Source organism: Butyrivibrio sp. CB08, from assembly GCF_003625485.1.
Classification (GTDB): domain Bacteria; phylum Bacillota; class Clostridia; order Lachnospirales; family Lachnospiraceae; genus Butyrivibrio.
The window spans coordinates 248,386-266,977 of sequence record NZ_RAIR01000005.1 but is presented as its reverse complement, the minus strand read 5'-3'; the positions used below and the strand labels follow the sequence as shown (position 1 = coordinate 266,977).

20 protein-coding genes are annotated in these 18,592 nt (G+C 43.0%); 3 read left to right on the top strand and 17 right to left on the bottom strand.

Annotation, left to right across the window (positions count from 1 at the left end; genetic code table 11):
* The first annotated feature begins 151 nt into the window (after nucleotides 1-151).
* Both D6855_RS11100 and D6855_RS11095 read left to right on the top strand, forming a co-directional pair.
* Nucleotides 152-1,990: a peptide ABC transporter substrate-binding protein gene (locus D6855_RS11100; protein WP_243111896.1), complete on the top strand. Its 1,839-nt coding sequence runs from the start codon at nucleotides 152-154 to the stop codon at nucleotides 1,988-1,990.
* Between the two features lie 15 nt (nucleotides 1,991-2,005).
* A complete protein-coding gene (locus tag D6855_RS11095; protein ID WP_120741002.1) occupies nucleotides 2,006-4,069 on the top strand; it encodes a methyl-accepting chemotaxis protein in 2,064 nt (687 codons plus the stop codon).
* Nucleotides 4,070-4,201: 132 nt separating this feature from the next.
* Here the strand turns inward: D6855_RS11095 and D6855_RS11090 are convergent, their stop codons facing one another.
* From D6855_RS11090 to D6855_RS11020, 15 genes are all read right to left on the bottom strand, one after another.
* Entirely contained in the window at nucleotides 4,202-4,642 is a 441-nt protein-coding gene (locus D6855_RS11090; protein ID WP_120741000.1) for a GNAT family N-acetyltransferase, read from the bottom strand.
* A gap of 14 nt (nucleotides 4,643-4,656) precedes the next feature.
* Nucleotides 4,657-5,439: an aminoglycoside N(3)-acetyltransferase gene (locus D6855_RS11085; protein ID WP_120740998.1), complete on the bottom strand. Its 783-nt coding sequence runs from the start codon at nucleotides 5,437-5,439 to the stop codon at nucleotides 4,657-4,659.
* A gap of 43 nt (nucleotides 5,440-5,482) precedes the next feature.
* Nucleotides 5,483-6,043 (bottom strand): chromate transporter, encoded by a 561-nt coding sequence (locus D6855_RS11080; protein ID WP_120740996.1) that lies wholly within the window; start codon nucleotides 6,041-6,043, stop codon nucleotides 5,483-5,485.
* Nucleotides 6,040-6,615: a chromate transporter gene (locus D6855_RS11075; RefSeq protein ID WP_120740994.1), complete on the bottom strand. Its 576-nt coding sequence runs from the start codon at nucleotides 6,613-6,615 to the stop codon at nucleotides 6,040-6,042. The genes D6855_RS11080 and D6855_RS11075 overlap by 4 nt, the downstream gene beginning before the upstream one ends.
* Nucleotides 6,612-7,202 (bottom strand): HD domain-containing protein, encoded by a 591-nt coding sequence (locus D6855_RS11070; protein WP_120740992.1) that lies wholly within the window; start codon nucleotides 7,200-7,202, stop codon nucleotides 6,612-6,614. Before D6855_RS11070 ends, D6855_RS11075 begins: the two co-directional genes overlap by 4 nt.
* A 5-nt stretch (nucleotides 7,203-7,207) precedes the next feature.
* Nucleotides 7,208-7,846 (bottom strand): hypothetical protein, encoded by a 639-nt coding sequence (locus D6855_RS11065; protein ID WP_330546933.1) that lies wholly within the window; start codon nucleotides 7,844-7,846, stop codon nucleotides 7,208-7,210.
* Nucleotides 7,847-9,199: an MATE family efflux transporter gene (locus tag D6855_RS11060; RefSeq protein WP_120740990.1), complete on the bottom strand. Its 1,353-nt coding sequence runs from the start codon at nucleotides 9,197-9,199 to the stop codon at nucleotides 7,847-7,849.
* A 29-nt stretch (nucleotides 9,200-9,228) separates the two neighbouring features.
* Nucleotides 9,229-10,191: an AEC family transporter gene (locus D6855_RS11055; protein WP_120740988.1), complete on the bottom strand. Its 963-nt coding sequence runs from the start codon at nucleotides 10,189-10,191 to the stop codon at nucleotides 9,229-9,231.
* Nucleotides 10,172-10,720 carry a GNAT family N-acetyltransferase gene (locus tag D6855_RS11050; RefSeq protein WP_120740986.1) on the bottom strand — a complete coding sequence of 183 codons (549 nt, stop codon included), beginning with the start codon at nucleotides 10,718-10,720 and terminating at the stop codon, nucleotides 10,172-10,174. Before D6855_RS11050 ends, D6855_RS11055 begins: the two co-directional genes overlap by 20 nt.
* A gap of 9 nt (nucleotides 10,721-10,729) precedes the next feature.
* Nucleotides 10,730-11,608, bottom strand: coding sequence for a PhzF family phenazine biosynthesis protein (locus D6855_RS11045; RefSeq protein ID WP_120740984.1), 879 nt, complete (start codon nucleotides 11,606-11,608; stop codon nucleotides 10,730-10,732).
* Between the two features lie 21 nt (nucleotides 11,609-11,629).
* Nucleotides 11,630-11,995, bottom strand: a complete 366-nt coding sequence (locus D6855_RS11040) for an ACT domain-containing protein (protein ID WP_120740982.1) — start codon at nucleotides 11,993-11,995, stop codon at nucleotides 11,630-11,632.
* A 2-nt stretch (nucleotides 11,996-11,997) separates the two neighbouring features.
* A complete protein-coding gene (locus D6855_RS11035) occupies nucleotides 11,998-12,384 on the bottom strand; it encodes a hypothetical protein (protein ID WP_120740980.1) in 387 nt (128 codons plus the stop codon).
* 1 nt (nucleotide 12,385) lies between these two features.
* Complete coding sequence (locus D6855_RS11030) at nucleotides 12,386-13,489, bottom strand: linear amide C-N hydrolase (RefSeq protein WP_243111893.1); 1,104 nt, start codon at nucleotides 13,487-13,489, stop codon at nucleotides 12,386-12,388.
* Between the two features lie 14 nt (nucleotides 13,490-13,503).
* Entirely contained in the window at nucleotides 13,504-14,769 is a 1,266-nt protein-coding gene (locus D6855_RS11025) for an erythromycin esterase family protein (protein ID WP_120740978.1), read from the bottom strand.
* 187 nt (nucleotides 14,770-14,956) lie between these two features.
* Nucleotides 14,957-15,685, bottom strand: a complete 729-nt coding sequence (locus D6855_RS11020) for a tRNA threonylcarbamoyladenosine dehydratase (protein WP_120740976.1) — start codon at nucleotides 15,683-15,685, stop codon at nucleotides 14,957-14,959.
* Nucleotides 15,686-15,859: 174 nt separating this feature from the next.
* Between D6855_RS11020 and D6855_RS11015 the strand changes: the two genes are divergently transcribed.
* Nucleotides 15,860-17,482, top strand: a complete 1,623-nt coding sequence (locus tag D6855_RS11015; RefSeq protein WP_120740975.1) for a sensor domain-containing diguanylate cyclase — start codon at nucleotides 15,860-15,862, stop codon at nucleotides 17,480-17,482.
* An 11-nt stretch (nucleotides 17,483-17,493) separates the two neighbouring features.
* Here D6855_RS11015 and D6855_RS11010 read toward each other — a convergent pair whose 3' ends face one another.
* Together D6855_RS11010 and D6855_RS11005 are read right to left on the bottom strand one after the other, a co-directional pair.
* Nucleotides 17,494-18,030 (bottom strand): flavodoxin domain-containing protein, encoded by a 537-nt coding sequence (locus D6855_RS11010; protein ID WP_120740971.1) that lies wholly within the window; start codon nucleotides 18,028-18,030, stop codon nucleotides 17,494-17,496.
* Nucleotides 18,027-18,506, bottom strand: a complete 480-nt coding sequence (locus tag D6855_RS11005) for a MarR family winged helix-turn-helix transcriptional regulator (protein WP_120740968.1) — start codon at nucleotides 18,504-18,506, stop codon at nucleotides 18,027-18,029. Before D6855_RS11005 ends, D6855_RS11010 begins: the two co-directional genes overlap by 4 nt.
* Nucleotides 18,507-18,592: the final 86 nt, after the last annotated feature.

Sequence of the window (18,592 nt, the reverse complement as noted above, 5' to 3'; positions counted from 1 at the left end):
TCTATTCCTTTATTTTACAGCATATTTATGCATTTTTGAAAACTTAAATTTCTATTAAATAACGTGAAAATTGCAATGTTTTTTCACAAAATAAGGGATAATAGACATACGAGCTTCTTTACATGTTTGTCTTTCTTTTTCAGGAGGTATTATGATGCAAAAGAAACTTCTATCCTGTGTTATAGCTCTGTCTATGACACTTTGTCTCCTCACCGCATGCGGTAAGCAGGCAACTGACGCCGGCGGTGCAACTTCCACTGAGGAACAAGCCACAGAAACAGCTGCTGAGAGCTCAGGAGGCTCTACTTCTACTGCTTCTTGGCCAACAACTTTGACAAACTCTGTCCACAACAGCGCAGCTCCAGACTGGACAGAATACAATCAGCTTATCTTCAATATCAAAAATACTACAGACTACGCAGAGCGTGAGGTAATGATGCATCGCGCTGAAGATATTTTGATGTCTACAGGTGCTGTCGTACCTATCTATTACTACAATGATCCATATCTTCAGAAGAAATCCATTACTGGAGTCTTCTCATCTCTCTTTGGAACAAAATACTTTATGTATGCTAAGGGCACTGAAGGAAATGCCCTCAGGGTAAGCCTTTCATCAGATCCAACTTACCTTGATCCTGCTCTCAACTCTTCCGTTGATGGCGCATGTCTTGTTGCCAACACTTTTGCAGGACTTTATACATATAATGAAGCCGGCGAGTGCATTCCTGCTCTTGCTGATGATGCAAACCCTTATGAGGTTTCAGAGGATGGTCTTAGTTACACCTTCCATCTTAAGAAAGGACTTCAGTGGTCAGATGGAACACCTCTTACAGCTTCAGACTTTGTTTATTCCTGGAATCGAGCTGTAGATCCTTCTCTCGGTGCAGATTACGAGTACATGTTCAGTAACTTTGCAGGTTACGACGATGGTAAGGTAAAGGCCAAGGCAGTGGATGACACCACTCTTTCTTTTACCCTCACATCTCCATGTGCATACATCCTCGACCTGATGGCATTCCCAATCTTCTTCCCAGTTAATCAGGCCAATGTAGAAGCTGCAGATCCTGACGGTGTTAACCCTGGTGCATGGGCTGAGACTCCGGGATTTGTATCCAGTGGCGCATTTACACTTCAGTCATGGGTTCCTGGCGACAGAATGATCTATGTAAAGAACCCATACTTCTATGACGCAGCAAATGTAGCTATCGACGAGCTGCATTTCATCCTTTCATCTGATGATGAATATATATATGAAGCTTATAAGAATGGCGAGATCGACTTTGCTGACTCAGTTCCTAACGAGGAGATCTCCAAGTTCCTTGCATCAAACGATCCTGAATTTGTTATAGCACCAAGCCTTGGTACATACTATTTTGCATTTAATGTAAACAGTCACCTGTTTGATGGCATGACTTCAACTCAGGCAGCTTCCATGAGACGCGCAATTGGTCTTATGGTAGACAGGCAGTACATCTGCGATAACATTGGTCAGACTGGTCAGGTTCCTGCAACCTCCTTCATCCCAGAGGGAATGATGGATGGAAATGGCGGTGTATTCAAGACTAATGACGATGCATATACATTCCCGGATTCCAATGCTGTTGGATATTATTCAGCTGAAAAGAACGATGCGACTGTTGCGGAGGCAAAAGCTCTTTTTGAAGAAGCAGGATTTACATTTGGAAGCGACGGAAAGCTTTCTGCGGATACTCCTCTTTCCTTCGAGTTCCTGACAAACGATAGTCAGTCCCACGTTCTTGTTGCAGAGGCTATTAAAAAAGATCTCGCTGAATTTGGCATCCAAGTGACTGTAGTCAAGCAGGATTGGCCAACATTCCAGCAGAACCGTAAAGACGGAAATTATGATGTTGCCCGCGAAGGCTGGCTGGCAGACTTTAACGATCCTATAAACATGCTTGAAATGTTTATCACAACTTCCGGAAATAATGACCCTCAATTTGGCCGCAAACCATTTGAGGAAGATGAATAAGGAGGACGCAAGGATATGTTTAAAAGAATGAATTTGCTAGCCAAGATGCTTCTTGGCATCATCCCAGCTGTTGCGCTTGCTCTTATTCTTGTAACAGCAGTCAGTGTGAATAAATCATCTGACGCCATTCAGACTCTGACAGCACAAAAGGCTCAGGAAAGTATCGCGGCCAACGTAAGTGATATCAATGCTACTCTCCAGACCTTAAGGTCAACCGGAGTAACACTTGCTAATACTGTTGGTGGAACATATTCATCCACTGACCTTGATGTATATCAGGCTATTTTCAAAAAGACCATTCTCTCCAATAGTGTAATTTCTGGAAGTGGTATCTGGTTCAAGCAGGGCGTATTTGAGCACATGACCTATGCTGGCCCATATTGGTACAGAGATGGGGATACAGTAGTTTATACAGATGAATATTCAAATGCTGATTATGACTATTTCAATCAGGAATATTATTTGGTTACAACCAAACTTCCTGAGGGTGTGTCAAATATCACAGATCCTTACTACGATCCTTCAAGTGGCAAGGTAATGTCCACCTGTTCAGCGCCTATTTACGACGTAGCAGGATACTATTCAGGGTGTATAACAGTTGATATTTATCTTGATGAGATCCAGAACCTGATATCAAACATCAGTCTTGGAAAAAACTCAACTCCTATGCTTCTGGATTCAACCGGTGTTTACATTTATGACGTTGATTCAGAGAAAATTGCCAGTGGTTTAAATATTGCCAATGACCCTAATACTTCTCTTGCTGCAGCCAGCGCAACAATTATGGCAAACGAGAGCGGTATTACAACCTTCAAGCAGAATGGTGACAGTTATCTTCTGTTCTACGGAACAGTACCTGATGTTAACTGGAAGCTCGCTGTAACTCTTCAGGAAAGCGAGATGAACGCCAGCGTTAACTCTATCAGATCCTTCCTTATCATCATTTGCGTAGTTGCTATTATCGCATGCATGGCTATTATCGTAGGACTTGCACTTTCAATCGTTACCAGCGTTAACAGCGTTAAGAAGTTCGCTGGAAACCTTGCAAAGGGTGACTTTACTATCTCCAATATCAAAGCTAAGAGCTCTGATGAACTTGGACAGATGTCACTGTCCCTCAATAACATGTATGAGAGCAATAAATCAGTTATTTCACAGGTTTCAGAAGAATCTGGCCGTATCGGACAGGCTTCTTCAAACCTTGGAGATATGGCTCAGCAGCTCACCAATGACTTCCAGGTAATCAGAAACAACATGACAGGCGTTAATGACGCTATGATGAGTGCTTCTGCTGCTACTGAAGAGGTTAATGCTTCTATCGAAGAAGTTAACGCTTCTGTACAGATGCTCTCTGGACAGGCTGATGAGACAAGGATCCAGGCTGAAGAGATCCAGCGCAAGGCCGCTGAGATTGAGGAGAACTCAAGGAAAGCCAGTGAAAATGCTGCTCTTATCTCCTCTGAGAGAGAAAGAGATGTGGAAGAAGCCAACGAGCAGGCTGAAGTTGTTAAGGAAATCGGCTCTCTTGCAGATTCCATCGCAGAGATCGCAGACCAGATCAACCTCCTGTCCCTCAATGCTTCCATCGAGGCTGCAAGAGCTGGAGAACACGGCAAAGGCTTCGCTGTCGTTGCTGCTGAGATCAACAAGCTGGCTGGTGAAACAGCTGACGCCGTTGGTCAGATCCAGGGAACAGTCGATAATGTTCAGGGCGCATTTGAGCACCTGCTCACTGCTACTAATGAGCTTCTTAAGTTCCTTAAAGAGACAGTTAAGACTGACTACGACAACTTCGTTAATATCGCTCAGGAATATGGTAATGACGCTGAATCCTTCGGACGTCAGTCAAATTCCATTTCCGAGATGGTTGACACAATCCGTGGTGCTATGGGCGAAGTAAGTTCAGCTATCCAGAACATCACTGAATCCACTCAGGATACAGCATCCAGAAGTTCAGAGATCACAGATACAGTTAACACCGTATCAGGAGTTGTTGACAACGTATCAGATATGTCCGTTCGCCAGCAGGAGATCTCCAAGACCCTGTCAGACGTTGTTGGACAGTTCAAGTTAAAATGAGTTAATCCGTTCATGTTCATGTAATACCTGTTCAAGCAAAAGAGCTGCTCGATTTTTGAGCAGCCCTTTTGTTGTATATATCAAAATCCTTTAAATAAGCTTACGTGATGTGACAGGTCGTTATTCCTTATATCAGACGGTCCATTCTGTCCACTCGATGTGGTTGTACTGCATTACGTCGTCAGCTCTTTTCATGCCACATTTTTCATAGAATGGAACGGCGTTTTCATTGGCAATAAGGTAAACTGCGATGTCCTTTTCGCCGCCTGCCAGTTCGTGAGCGGTCTTCATAAGCTCTTTTCCAAGGCCCTGTCTCTCGTAGTTCCTGTCTACGCCAAGATCTGTGACGTAGAGCCAGTAACAGAAATCAGTAAGGCCAAAGAGCGCTCCCACAACCTTGCCCTCTTCGTTTCGGGCGATAAGACTGATGGATACGTTCTGGACGAGTTTGCTAATACGCTCTTCAAAACGCTCCTTGGGATATTGGGAACCAAGGTCTGTTCTCTTTAGAAAATCTATGTACTCTTCTGCTGAGATTTTCTCCTCTTTTATAGTTATATTCTTGTTTAGCATTATAATTCTCCAAATTATTTTCTGTTGTTTTCAATCCAGTGGACAGCGAAATCCACGATCTCACGCTGGTTCATGAGCCTGATCTGTGCATCGCCAAGGGTAGCGACATTCACGGAATGCTCTGCTTCAAAGGCTGCGCCTATATCCACAAAGTCTTCTCCGTCAACGAAAAGCGTCTCATAGGCCTTCCAGATACGCTTTCCGTCTTCCATTATGGCGCTGTGCTCGACGCAGTTATGCTTACTTGGATACTCTGCTCTTGCGTCTGCCAGATGGATTGATGTGTTTTTATCGTAGCCAACCCCTAAAAGGAGCACTTTTCCGTTAAGCTCGTATAATTTTCCAATAGGGGATCCCTCTCCGAAGATGTTGGAAAGGTCGTGGTTTTCTGTAAGATATGCGGCGTGCTTACCCCAGGCAGCAACGGATCTTGCGGGGTGATCGCTCCTAATGGCGCCTGGCCATGAGCGGAACATCTCAGCAACTGCGCCCATCGTGTTGGTTGGAGTAATTGCCTTGTCGTATGCAGGCCAGTTTTCGCGGATCTTGTCCCAGTCAGCCTCGTCAGCAAGCCAATGAACGCCGGCCTTTGGGTCAAGGTTTTTCCAGGACTGAGTTGGCATCATTATTGTGCCCTCATCTCCCACTACTTCGATAAGTGCCTCGATCACAGTCTGAGCTCCGCCGCACACATAGCCAAGCTTTCCAAGTGATGTGTGGACCATAACGGAGTCGCCAGCCTGAAGGCCTGCGTTCTTTAAAGCATCGACGATATCTGACTTAATTATTGTTTTCATATTTTCCCCCCCAGAACAAGCTCTTTTCCCATATCATAATGAACTAGATCCCATATGCCACGATTCCCACGATTGCGGAAATGCAGATGAGCATTATTGGAGATAGTCCCTTTTTCATTAGTTTCCTTGAACCAAAATATAAGACTGCGATAGCGGCAGTAAGGCAAAGCGTCAGCAGGTCAAAAGAGCCTGTCGCTGTTATCTTACAATTCTTAATAATCATCAAGAGACCCGTTGCAAGGATAATTCCGATGATACATGGCTTAAGTCCGCTAAGAGCCGCTTTTACTATGGCGTTCTGCAGTAGCTTTTTTAACATGACCATGATCAGAATTATGATAAAGAAAGCTGGCAGGACCACAGCAGATGTGGCGATAATGGCGCCAAGAACGCCTCCCTTAAGGCTACCAACATAAGTGGCCATATTGACCATGATCGGGCCAGGGGTGCTCTCGCTAATTGCGATCATGTAGGACAGCATTTCATCGTCAAGCCATCCGTGGGCCATAACCACATCGCGAATTAGCGGAATTGCGGCGTAAGCTCCTCCAAAAGAGAAGAAGCCTACTTCCAGAAAGCCAATTAACAAATCCAAATAGATCATTTTCCAGGCTTCTCCTTCTTAAAAAAGTTGTTGATCTCATATATCAAAATGCCCACAAAGGCAGCTGCCACCATCAGAAGCATTGAAGAAATCCGAAGTGAAAATGCGCTGATAAGGATCATTGCCACTGTGGAACATATCATAATAGATAGTTGCATCGGTCTCTTCTTCATGTTCTTTAGCATTTTCAGAGCTGCGTCCACGATCAGAATGCCAACGGCGATCTTGATTCCGAGAAAGGCGTGGGCAACCCAGGTAATCTCCAAAAAACCGTCCAGAAACCGTGAAATAACGTAGATTATTACAAAAGAAGGTAAGACCATTCCCAAGGTCGCAGCTATGGCGCCTATCATCTTACCCTTCTTGTAGCCCACATAAGTGGCACAGTTGATAGCTATTGGTCCTGGCGTGGATTCAGCTATAACTGTGATATTCATCATTTCATCATGGGTTATCCATTTTTTCTCTTCCACGCAAACATTCTCGATAAGTGAGAGCATTGCGTAACCTCCGCCAAAGGTGAACATTCCTACCTTTGCAAAGGTGAAAAATAGCTCTAATAAAGCCATCATTCCTTGATATTTCCTTTTTTGATATGCTCCTGAATGATTTTATCAGTTACTTCCTCAAAAATCTTCTCTGAGCCAAGTTTGGTCTTGCTCTGTCTGCCATAGATCTGCTCTGAAGTTACACCGTGCTCCACCCACTCGTTGCCACCGTTGCTGTTATTGAGTATCAGAGGCTGAAGATTATCCATGGCACGGGCAAATCTCGCTTCCGGAGTCTTGTAGTCTTCAAACTCATCGAAAAGAGCTATCAGCTCCTTTTTCTGATCTTCTGGAAGCAGTGAAAATATCCTCTCCTTGGCCTTATCCTCGCGTTCCTTCTGGGTTTTGAGGCCTTCAGCGTCATAGGCGTAAGTGTCTCCAGCATCTATTTCAACGATATCATGAATAAGACACATGATCATTACCTTGGCGATATCTACAGGCTCATTTGAGTGTTCTTTTAACAAATAAGCCATCAGAGCCATATGCCAGGCGTGTTCTGCGTCGTTTTCTCTTCTTCCATGTCCGGAAATGTGAGTCTGTCTGAAGATGTTCTTTTCCTTGTCGATCTCCAGTGCGAAATCAAGCTGTTTTTTTAGTCTTTCGTCCATGTCTTTTAAGCTCCTTGTGTAGTATGAAAGTCTAGTCTGATCAGGGCTTTGCCATTGGGCAGAGATATCTCTTTTCGCAGAATCTTGGAAAAACCAATCTCCGCCATAGCCTTTTCCAAAGCCTTCTCTTCCATCTGGTGATGAACTTCATCAAGCCCGTCAAATGCATGAAGATAAGGTGAATCTGAGACCCACTGCTTCTCATCAGTATTTATCTGGATCACAGCAGAAACATAGTCGGGATCTGCCGTTTGAACTGCCTTTTTGAAAACATCGTAGCCTATGTATTCAATTAAGAGATTTGCAATGATAAGCTGGGCCTTTGGAAGCTTGCCCGCTTCATTTATCAGGTCTATTTTCAAGCATTTAAGAGTCCCGTCTAGGTTCTTGTAGCGCTCAGTAACTGCCTGAAGATACTCTTCATTGATATCAATGCCATAGACAGTCTGGTACTTGGCACTCTTAACGTGCTCAAGGCCATTTCCACCTGCGACGCCAAGAACCATGGCGCTAGATACCGGATAGTCCTCAAACTGTTCCTTCATGATGGCGTTCATGGCCTGGAGCTGTTTGACGGAAGACAGGCTCATATGATTCTCGTAATCATCAAGTTTTATCTCTTCCCACGGATTTCTATTTCCCAATCATGCCTCCTCGCAGCTTTCTCCGAATGCTTTTATAGCGGTTTTCTTGATACGTTGCAGTTTTGCACTATTTAAAATGAATCTGATGGTCTCATCAGCAACTACCATGATGAATATCTCAAGGATTCCCATGTGGAGCTGTAATACCAGTATAGAACTTATTGCGATGACAAATACGGTTCCAAAAAGCTGGGTCTTAAGCATCCATGAGGGTTCACCATATCCCTTGATGCCAGATCCGACGATGATATTTCCGCTCTTTGGGAACAAATCTATGCCTACGATCAAAAGATAGAGGGCTGCTGCACCCAGGACGGTCTTATCAGTGGTGAACAGGCCAAGGATCTGTCTTGGGAAAATGATAAATAGCAAGAGATTTAAAGCGCCAATGCTCCAGCTGAGGAATCCAGATGCAAGCACAACGTCCCATACTCCCTTAATATTCTTTCTGCCGGTTTCATATCCTGAAAGAGTAAGTGTTGCAGTTCCAATGGATGATGCCACAACAACTGCGATGAGTTCTACTCCGAATACGATGGAATGAATTCCTGCAGCCTCTACTGAAACCTGGTTGAGCATTGCGATGAGGTAAAGATTTCCCAGATTCCATGCAAATTCTTCGCAAGCTGCTGGAGCACCGAATTTAACTGCTTCCACAAAGGGTCCAAATTTGGCTGATAATATGCGGCCATAGGATGGACGAAGCTCAAGATCTTTTGCTGTAAGAACGTAAACAAGGACAATGGCATCTCCCAGAAACTCTGCGATGGTGGTTGCCAGGGCTGCTCCCTTAACACCCATTGCAGGGAAACCAAAATGTCCAAAAATCATCACGTAATCAAGTATGACATTAGCTACGGATCTAGACAAGCCATACCACAACATAATCTGGGTCTTCTGATTGGCCTGCAACATGCAGCTTATAGAAGCTCCAATACCTGTCAGTATGAAGATTGGTGAAAAATAGTGAGCATAGTCGATGCTCATGCCGATGATACTCTCATCAACACCCATGATATGAAATGCTACCTGAGGGCATAACAGCCAGAACAGGAATAAGAGCAAACTGAGCACGTTGTTGTATTTGAACAGAGCGGCCAGTGTATCCTTGGCTTTCTCAATCTCTTTTGCACCATATGCCTGGCTTACAATGATTGTCGCACCGGTAGTAAGAGCAAATATGAGGCTGAGGGTTGTCCACATAGTTGTAGTGGCATTGCCTACTGCGCTCATGCTGGCAAGTGACAGTCTACCAATAAAAATACGGTCTATTAGCATCTGAAGCTGAGAGATAAGATTTGATAGCATGATAGGAATCGCTATCGTAAGAATTTTCTTAATATAATTTTTCATTTTACCTTATATCCTTCCAAATTTAGGACTTATATTACACCGATTGATTTTAGGATAAACAGCCAGAATGTAAGTGAAAAACCGCATCCCAGCGTGGTTATCATAATAATGCTGCTGGACAAGGTTCCTTCATGCCCCATGCTCTTAGCCATGATATAACAACTGATGGTTGTGGCAGATCCCAGCATTACAAGGATTGCTATTATCTGTTCTCCTACAAAGCCCATGCCTACTGCTATTGGCATGAAAATGGCTACAAGAAGAAATAGCTTTACAAAGCTTGCAATCAAAGCCGGCTTTATGTTTTTTGACGCTTTTTTAATATCAAAGGTCGCGCCCATGGACATGAGGCCAAGTGGGGTTGCCAGTGCGCTTATCTGCGCTGTAATGCTATCAAGAACTTTTGGAATAGGGATTTCGATAAGTGACCAGCACATTCCGATAACAATGCCCAGAATGATTGGATTTGTAATAATTCCAAAAAGCGTATCTTTGATGAGGACTTTTTTATTCACACTAGATTTGCCGTTATCATCAGCGGTAACTGTAAGGATAATTACTGCAAATATGTTATAAAGAGGTACACTTCCAAGTACCATCAGAGGTGCAATTCCTGTACTGGCTGAACCGTAAATGTTGTTAACAAAAGCAATTCCCAGTAGAGCTGCGCTACTTCTGTAAGAACCCTGAATAAACTCTCCTCTTTCTCCTTTGTCTTTTATGAAGATTAGTGAGACTATGCTTATGCATGCGATACTCAGGATCGTAACAAGAATGCAGAACAAAACAAATTTGCCGTCCCAGGAGTTTTTGAAATCCTGAAGAGCCAGATCCCTGAACAAAAGCATCGGGAGAGCAAGCTTAAATACAAATTTGTTCATCCATTTTGCTGCCGCTTCATTTATGAGGCCAATCTTTTCAAATATATATCCAAGAACCATCAGTAAGAAGATTGGCATTGTTGCATTGAGACTAAAAATCAAGTTTTCCATAGTTATTCAATAAGGAGAGCTTTTCCCATTCTTCCCTGGTTATCGCGAAAGCATAGGATATCTCGTTTTTTGGATCAGAATATTCCTTTACTTTTTTCATGCCATTGGCCATTGCTGTGGAATATGAGGCTACATTGGTATATTTCATGTAGGAGTATATCGTATCGTAATCAGTGTTCTGGAACACCCAGTCACGTACATACCGGGCAGCTTCTTTTGCCAGGCCGCGTCTCCAGTACTTTTTATGAACGTGATATCCAATCTCTGGAAGTATCTCCCCATCAATATTCTGCATAGTAATGCCGCAGTCTCCGATAAATTCTCCGGTTTCCTTAAGGACAAGTGCCCACAGCCCAAAACCGTACTGGGCATAGTTCTCCAGATTCCACTCTATCCATCGCATAGTTCTGGCCTCATCAAATGGAGCAGGATAATGCTGCATAGTCTCCGGATCTGACAATATTTCATATAATGCATCAAAGTCGTCTTTTGTATACTCTCTAAGTATGAGTCTCTCTGTTTCCATCATTTTCGCCTCTCAAATGTAATATTCGCCTTCGATTTTAACAGTTGCTTTTCCTCCGAACAAGATAAGTCCGTCATACTGCTTGATTTTTACGGTGTTGAATATCCTGTCGTTGCCGCCCTGCTCTATTGAGGCAGTGCTTCCATCCCACAGGCCTTCCATTAAAAGATAATCTGCAAATGCGCTGTTTCCTGAGCCTGTGGCTGGATCTTCCAGATATCCGAATTTAGGCGCAAAAACTCTTGAATGAGCAAAGAAATCCTCGCTGGAAGTCTGCCTTGAGAAAATCAGGATGATATCTATATCATTGCCAAGACAAAACTCCTTAAGGCTCGCTTCATTTGGGAATACTGAAATTTCAGTCTCATAGTCTTTGATTGGAACAATAAGAGTCTTAAGACCTGCGTCAATAATACGAACAGGAAGGTCACTTCTGATGCTGTCCTGAGGAAGGCGAAGAGCTTCTTCAATTTCATTGTTGGCGAGCTTTACTGGATATTCAACGGGCTCCGGAGCACTGATATAAACCGCATCTTCTTCTTTGATTGAATTATAAACTTTAACAATTCCCTTGCGGTTTGTTTCTGCCATGATCTCAGACTTTTCGAGCATATCAGGAGAAGCTGCAATCATTGAATACATGGTCGCTATGGTTCCGTGGCCGCAAAAATCAACTTCACATTCCGAAGAAAAATAAGTAAGCTTGCAGTCTGCGACCTTGGAACTATTACAGAACACGACTTCCATCACAAAGCCCTTGTGCTCGGCAGCAATGGTCTGCATCTGCTCTGCGCTTAAGTTTTCATCATCAAGAAAAAGGCTTGCAGCTGGATTTCCTAGGGATTGTCCGGCTGTAAATGCATTACTTTTGATATATTTGACTTTTTTCATATACGTTCTCCTCACTCTAAATCAAATCACAGAATATCCAGCACTGCACAAGACTTCCATGGCATGGTCAAAGCTTTCTTTTTTAACAAGGATATAGTCCGTATTATAGGTAGAAACCGCAAATATACTGATATTGTTATCAGCCAGGATTCCTGAAATTTTCGAAAGAATACCGATCAAGGAAAAATCCAGCACTCCCTGAATGCGAAAACCGCGCCAGCCTTCATCCCTTGCCAGCGTATTTTGAGGAACGTCCTCCGTTTTGCAAACTAGTGAAATCTCTTCATCAGTCTTACAGATAAAGAAAAATTCTCTGCTCAAATCAATATCCTCTACACCCTGCAGCTTACAAACCGTAAGATCATATTCCAGCTTCTTAATCTCCATAATTACACACCCACTCCTATCTGTTTCACAATATCTTCATAAGATTCTGCACGAATCACACGGAAGTTTTTCTCAATCTCTTTTGTCCAAAGATCTATCTCGCCTTCTATTTGGCAAACCTGTGGCAGGATAAATCCCCATATCTTACAACCCGTCTTCTTAAGTTCTGGCAGAAACCACTTAAATCCCCATTCAACATCTTCCGGAACATCCTCAAATCCGTTTCTGGCATCTACAATGAAAACACTATTCTCGTGATCTCTAAGCAGTTCAAGTGAAGCTTTTACCGGATCACGGTAGTCATCATAATGGGCTTCCTTTTTCCAGGTGTGAAAAACCACATTGTCTTTTTCAATATACTCACATCTTGCGTACTCTGATTCAAACATTTTATTTTTGTTTCTCCTCCTTTTTGATGGCAAAATCCCACGCCTGACTGCTGTTCCTGTGAGGCCAGATAAGGCCTGTCTTATCAGTGAGGTTATACACAACCGACCATTGCAGCATATCAATGCCATTGTTGTAGACGCCTATTTTGTTTAACAGATCTGCGCATTCATCAGTTGTGACTATATTATTGTTGCTCTTTAAAACCTCTTCGACGGCACCATAACGCTCAAACTCCGTAAATCCTTCTCCTATCTTAAGATCGTGATATGCGATGAAGTTGGAAGCTATCTGATAGTCAGTATCAGCCTCTATAACCTGAAGAGCGCCATCATAATACTCGATTATCACTGACCTTCCTGAGGCGTCCGCTATAAGAAAATGACAGGTTACATCTCCAGAAAAATAGATATTGTACTGCTTTAGGAGTTCTATAGCCTCATCAACAGTAGCTGCCTTATCAAGTACCAGTCGTATCGCTGTAGTTGTATTTAGAGTGACCTTGTTGTCATCGTTCTTCATATCTGCTTCTGGTACAGCCAAAAGAGCCATGCTCACGCCTTTTTCATTCATCCCGTCAAAGGGAAGGAATGGCGCAGCAAGAGTCAGAAAGTTGTTGATGGCGATTCCTGATGTAGGAAGGTTATCGTCGCCATATCCTGCAAAGGAAAGATTCACTGTGGAAACAGAAGCATAACCATTATCGGGATTGGTATACACCTGCACGAAAGGAGCGTATGTAAAATCAAAATTCCTTCCATAGATTACATCGCCCTCTTCATTTCTGGTAACAAAAGCAGTGCACCCTGCATCTGTGACGTTGAGCTTGATCGGAAGCCCTTTTAACAGCCTTTTAGTCACAAATATTTCTATGTCCTTATCACTGCTTGCTCCGGTTTCAAGGAATTCATCAAATCCATAATCTCCGTCATATGTCATGGTATATGCGCCAGTGCTTCTTTCTTTCAGAGAGCTTAAGGTTTTGAGTTCATGTCTGAACAAAAGAGCTAATGCAACCAGGATAAGTATAATTCCTGCTATTATCATGAACAAAAGATTTCCAGCTTTTGGTTTCACACATTTAGCACCGCTATCGTTATGCTTCATAGCCCCCTCCAAAACTAATCTGAAATTGTGGTTGGATGTGCATCTGCCACAAAAATCATGCTGTCATAGCATTCCGCAGGGCAGCGCCATACACGATAAGTCATCGGAAAAACATTCATGACCACGCTGTAACCTTCACCTACACTTCCCATCCAGCCGTATTTATAAGCCGATCCATAAAGCGGTGAGTCCTGTGGAATTGATGCAAAATCCAGCCAGCACTGATCATATCCGCATTCCTTTGCAGCCTTAGCCATCGAATCATATGAATAAAATGTATGAGTCATCCTGCTGCGATCCCTACGTGGAAGGTTAACCTTCGCCTTATAGAAATCCGTTCCGATTGCATAATAACGATCTTCTCCCACCACATCAGCCAACAGATTTCCCATTACCTTGCTCTGTGGGCCATAAGAGCCATTTTGTTCCACATGGCCATTATGCGCACTCAAAAAAATACGACTGCATCCATAGCTCGCTTCCTGATCAAGAATCCAAAGAACATTTTCTGACATCATCTGATCACGCGTTTTGGCTCCTGAGCCCGCATCCAAATCAAAGACGCTATCGTTCTCAAGCAGTATTTTCGCAAATTCTGCACCCTTTTCATCTAATTTAGCGAGCTGATCCTGGATTGTTTCAAGAACCCTCCGCTTTTTTTCGCGGTCGAGATCTTTTACATATTCCCTTGCTTCTTCATCCCATATAGCCTTCAATTCGGTCGTATCCAGACCGGCCTGTTCCGCGGCTTCCAGCAGATATTCGTAGTTATATTCAATTCTCTGCATGTCAAATCCATAGAATCGCAGGTCATCTCCTTCTTTTGCGGTCTCGTTCCATGTGCGCATCCAGGAAAGAAGTTCTGCCATTTCCTGAGTGCGATAAATTGCAAATCCGGTTGCAGCGGCCGCTTCCTGTGCGGTTCCTTCTCCGCCGTGGATATAGCGGTTGGCCGCTTCACAGCAACCATAATCTGCTTCAAGGCAGAAAGCTCTGATACCGTATTTTTCTGCCATAACTTTAAAGATATCCAGCTTTAATTTCTGAAACTCGGCGTTTCCATGAGTTGCTTCCCCTAATGCAATGATTTCTGCGCTTTCAGGAATCTCGATCTCATTTATTGCCTTGGCATAAGTTTGAAAAGAAGTCTTATCCGCGCACTTTCCGGTTCCAAATCCTCCAAAACGAGAAAACACTGCGCCTACCGCAAGTGCAACTGCTAAGGCCACTGCAATAACTAACAATATTGGGGGTTCATGATTTATCTTTTCCGATTTCATGGTAATCATCTCCTTATTTTCGCTATATTATTCGTCTTCCTTTATACCATGTAACACAAAAAAGGCCGCTATCTACACGGATAACGACCTTTTTTACACTCTTTTTCTAATTGTTCTATTCCGTTATGATTGGAATCACACTTCGTTTTGATTTCATATTAATTATAATTCCCCTCATTTTTTTACTTTACTTTGTCAGGTCCTTGATCACTTCTCCAGCAATGATGAGCCCCGCAACAGAAGGGACAAAGGCTGTGCTGCCAGGGATACTCCTACGTTTGGCGCTGTGGCTGTCGGCTACATCGCTACTCTCCGCTGCTCCAGCAGGCTGTATCGGTGTTTCTTCCGAATAGACCACCTTTAACTTTTTAACGCCTCTCTTTTTGAGCTCCCGGCGCATAACTCTTGCCAGAGGATCTATGTTGGTCTTGTAGATGTCAGCGACACGAAAAGCCGAAGGATCCAGCTTGTTTCCAGCTCCCATAGAGCTGATGATAGGAACTCCCAGCTTTTGACACTGCATAACCAGCTCAATCTTAGCTGTGACAGTATCTATGGCATCTACTACGTAATCGTACTTCTCAAAAGGAAAATCTGAAGCGTTTTCCGGAAGGAAGAAGCACTGATGCGTGTTTACTTCCGCTTCTGGATTGATATCGAGAATTCTTTCCTTCATGACATCTGTCTTGTATCGGCCTATTGTTTTCTGTGTTGCAATGATCTGGCGGTTTAGATTTGAGAGGCATACCTTGTCATCATCGATAAGATCAAAGCTGCCAACGCCACTGCGAGCTAATGCTTCGCAAACATAGCCGCCAACGCCGCCAATACCAAATATCGCTACCCGGGACCCTGCAAGGCGCTCCATTGCAGCTTCTCCCAGTAATAATTCTGTTCTAGAAAATTGGTTTTCCATAGAGTATATCCGCCTCCAATTATCGTACTACTCCATCATACTACCATATTTCTTGGGAAGGGAGCTTATAGTTATCTGTAATATTCTTTTTTTCATCAACTTTTAATACAAAATTTAGAAGCAAAACTCTTCGCAATGCTACAATTATGAATAAGCAAAGCGAGGAGAAACTGAATGCGCTCACTAAGATCAAAACTAACTGTTACCATGCTCTGTGTGATATTCGCAGTCATTATGTTTATCACACTTCTCAGCGTGATCTTCATACGTAGCACTGCAAGCCGTAAGTCAGATCAGCTTCTTCTTATGCTGTGCGAAAATGGCCAGTATAGTCTGAATTATTATTTTGACAGCGTTGAAAGCTCAGTAAACAATATCACAACTCTTGTCGAAAGCGACCTTAATGGCCTTGATGACGAACAGTTCGCAGCGCATATGGAAAGATCCCGTAAATTTTTCGAATCCGCGATATCCCAGACAGATGGTATACTGACATATTATTACCGTATTGACCCGTCAATTTCATCTACAGTAAAGGGATTTTGGTACACCAATCTAGATGGCAAAGGATTTAAAGAGCATACTGTGACTGATATCACGCAGTATGACGTGAACGACACTTCAAAACTGGTATGGTTTACCGTTCCGAAATTTGAAGGAAGATCCATCTGGCTTCCTCCATACATCACAGACAACCTTGACGTCAGGGTAATATCTTATGATGCACCAATTTATTATAATGGGCAGTTTATTGGAGTAGTGGGCATAGAACTTGACTATTCAGCCATGGCCAAAGAGGTTGACAGCATAAAGTTCTATGATAACGGCTATGCATTCCTTAGTGGTGATGATGGAAGGCTATTCTATCATCCATATATTGATGTGGTAAATCTTCATTATGAAGACAAAAAGATGCCATATAGCTATACGAATGGTAGTAATACTGCAAAGTATGTCTATAACGGAGTAGTTAAGAAGGCAGTATGGCTTCCTCTTAGCAATGGCATGCACCTTAACATCACCGTTCCAGTTGATGAAACTGAGGGCGAATGGCGCGGACTGATCATCAACATCCTGATATGTGCTGTAATTGCAATGATCGTAGCAGGATTCTTTCTGGTTGCCACTCTTGGGTTCATAACCAGGCCACTTGAGCAGCTGATCGATGCTGCGGAGCAGGTAGATAAGGGAAATTTCGATGTGAATCTGCAATACAACAAAGATGATGAAATTGGCAGGCTAACAAAGTCATTCATGAAATTAGCAGGTAATATGAAGGCTCATATCAACGCCCTGAATGAACAGATATTTATTGACTCGCTTACTCATGTAAGGAATAAGGGCGCTTTTGTAATCGCAATTGATGAATTGCAGGAACAGATAAATAACGGATCCATAGACCCTAATTTTGCTATAGGTACTTTTGACTGTGACGGATTAAAACGCATCAATGACCAGTACGGACATGATAAAGGTGATATATATATCGAAAAAGCCTGTCGTACCATCAGTGATGTATTCAAGCGAAGCCCCGTTTACAGAGTCGGCGGAGATGAATTCTCCATCATCCTGAAACACGAGGATTTCCATAACTTAAACTTCCTGTTGGAACGTTTTGAAATCGTCGTCAATGATATCAACGCATCAGCTGAAGAGCCCTGGGAACAGGTATGGCTTTCAAAAGGCTTTGCGGTCTATGATCCATCCGAAGATAATCTTGTCCAGAAGATCCTGCAGCGCGCAGATAAACTGATGTATGAAAATAAACGCGAAAGAAAAATGGGCCGTGAAAGTTAACGGCCCATTACTTATGCTACTACGTTTCCTTGAAGGTAGGCTACAACAGGTTCTATAAATTTGATGTCAGAAACGTCATAAGAATGATCAATGTAAGATCCCACTTCTCTCTGTTTCTCATCCTTACTCTTTTTCAGTGTGCTGACAAATGCCTTCATTGCAAGTTTTGATGGCAGGTTCATCTTTTCGTAGTTAAATCCGCCCTGGCAGTAGAATGCCTTGATGTAGGCACTCTGCTCTTCTGTGAGCATATCTTTAAGTGCTGTCTCCACATCCGGATTGTCGTTAGGGCTTCCGCCTACTGCTACCAGCGCAAGGTGCTTATCTTTCCAGCCCTTGGCCTTCTCAAAAAACCAGTTGACCTTTACGACCTTTCCAGCCATCAACCATCCGGCATATACAATTGCTTCGTATCCGGCAAAAGAGCTATCGTCCTTTTTCTGTGCATCCTTAAGATCAAGGATATCAGCGCTCATTCTCTCAGCGATCCACTGAGCATATCTCTTTGTAAATCCAGTCTGTGATGTGTAAACAACTAAAGTCTTCATAGTTTGCTTAAATTCCTTTCCATATGCATTATTGTCTCAATTGTTGTGATAAGGCTCTTTTCATCGACGCCTTCAAAGATCTGACCTATGATATCGGCGCTGTTCGGACTCTGATTATCATTCTCCTGACAGAACTTCATGCACTTAACAGTCAGATGAATCCTCTGCTTCCTCTTATCCTTCTGATCAGGGACCATGGTAACAAAGCCTTTTTGCTCAAGCTTTAACAGGATCTGTTTTACATTCTGATGGGAACTGCCCATAACATCTGAAAGATCATTAAGTGTAGGCGCTTCCTTGAACAGATTAATGCAGATTATCGCAAAGAACTGTTTCCAGGTAATATCCTTGAAGTAATTATCCGCTGCAGCCTGAAATCTGTTATCAAACGCGCTTAAAAGTCCAAGCAGAAACGACTGTGGCGGCATCTGACCAAACTCAACCTTACTCATATTCATTGCTTCATCATAGTTCATAGTTTCATCCTCTTATTTGCAAATAAATAGGTAACATATTACATGTTTTAATTAATGTAATATATTACCTATAATTTGTCAATCAC

What these genes read in the sequence shown, in the direction of transcription:
- D6855_RS11100 (WP_243111896.1), top strand. Translation starts at nt 152, where the DNA reads ATGATGCAAAAGAAACTTCTATCCTGTGTTATAGCTCTGTCTATGACA.
- D6855_RS11095 (WP_120741002.1), top strand. Translation starts at nt 2,006, where the DNA reads ATGTTTAAAAGAATGAATTTGCTAGCCAAGATGCTTCTTGGCATCATC.
- D6855_RS11090 (WP_120741000.1), bottom strand. Translation starts at nt 4,642, where the DNA reads ATGCTAAACAAGAATATAACTATAAAAGAGGAGAAAATCTCAGCAGAA.
- D6855_RS11085 (WP_120740998.1), bottom strand. Translation starts at nt 5,439, where the DNA reads ATGAAAACAATAATTAAGTCAGATATCGTCGATGCTTTAAAGAACGCA.
- D6855_RS11080 (WP_120740996.1), bottom strand. Translation starts at nt 6,043, where the DNA reads ATGATCTATTTGGATTTGTTAATTGGCTTTCTGGAAGTAGGCTTCTTC.
- D6855_RS11075 (WP_120740994.1), bottom strand. Translation starts at nt 6,615, where the DNA reads ATGATGGCTTTATTAGAGCTATTTTTCACCTTTGCAAAGGTAGGAATG.
- D6855_RS11070 (WP_120740992.1), bottom strand. Translation starts at nt 7,202, where the DNA reads ATGGACGAAAGACTAAAAAAACAGCTTGATTTCGCACTGGAGATCGAC.
- D6855_RS11060 (WP_120740990.1), bottom strand. Translation starts at nt 9,199, where the DNA reads ATGAAAAATTATATTAAGAAAATTCTTACGATAGCGATTCCTATCATG.
- D6855_RS11055 (WP_120740988.1), bottom strand. Translation starts at nt 10,191, where the DNA reads ATGGAAAACTTGATTTTTAGTCTCAATGCAACAATGCCAATCTTCTTA.
- D6855_RS11050 (WP_120740986.1), bottom strand. Translation starts at nt 10,720, where the DNA reads ATGATGGAAACAGAGAGACTCATACTTAGAGAGTATACAAAAGACGAC.
- D6855_RS11045 (WP_120740984.1), bottom strand. Translation starts at nt 11,608, where the DNA reads ATGAAAAAAGTCAAATATATCAAAAGTAATGCATTTACAGCCGGACAA.
- D6855_RS11040 (WP_120740982.1), bottom strand. Translation starts at nt 11,995, where the DNA reads ATGGAGATTAAGAAGCTGGAATATGATCTTACGGTTTGTAAGCTGCAG.
- D6855_RS11035 (WP_120740980.1), bottom strand. Translation starts at nt 12,384, where the DNA reads ATGTTTGAATCAGAGTACGCAAGATGTGAGTATATTGAAAAAGACAAT.
- D6855_RS11030 (WP_243111893.1), bottom strand. Translation starts at nt 13,489, where the DNA reads ATGAAGCATAACGATAGCGGTGCTAAATGTGTGAAACCAAAAGCTGGA.
- D6855_RS11025 (WP_120740978.1), bottom strand. Translation starts at nt 14,769, where the DNA reads ATGAAATCGGAAAAGATAAATCATGAACCCCCAATATTGTTAGTTATT.
- D6855_RS11020 (WP_120740976.1), bottom strand. Translation starts at nt 15,685, where the DNA reads ATGGAAAACCAATTTTCTAGAACAGAATTATTACTGGGAGAAGCTGCA.
- D6855_RS11015 (WP_120740975.1), top strand. Translation starts at nt 15,860, where the DNA reads ATGCGCTCACTAAGATCAAAACTAACTGTTACCATGCTCTGTGTGATA.
- D6855_RS11010 (WP_120740971.1), bottom strand. Translation starts at nt 18,030, where the DNA reads ATGAAGACTTTAGTTGTTTACACATCACAGACTGGATTTACAAAGAGA.
- D6855_RS11005 (WP_120740968.1), bottom strand. Translation starts at nt 18,506, where the DNA reads ATGAACTATGATGAAGCAATGAATATGAGTAAGGTTGAGTTTGGTCAG.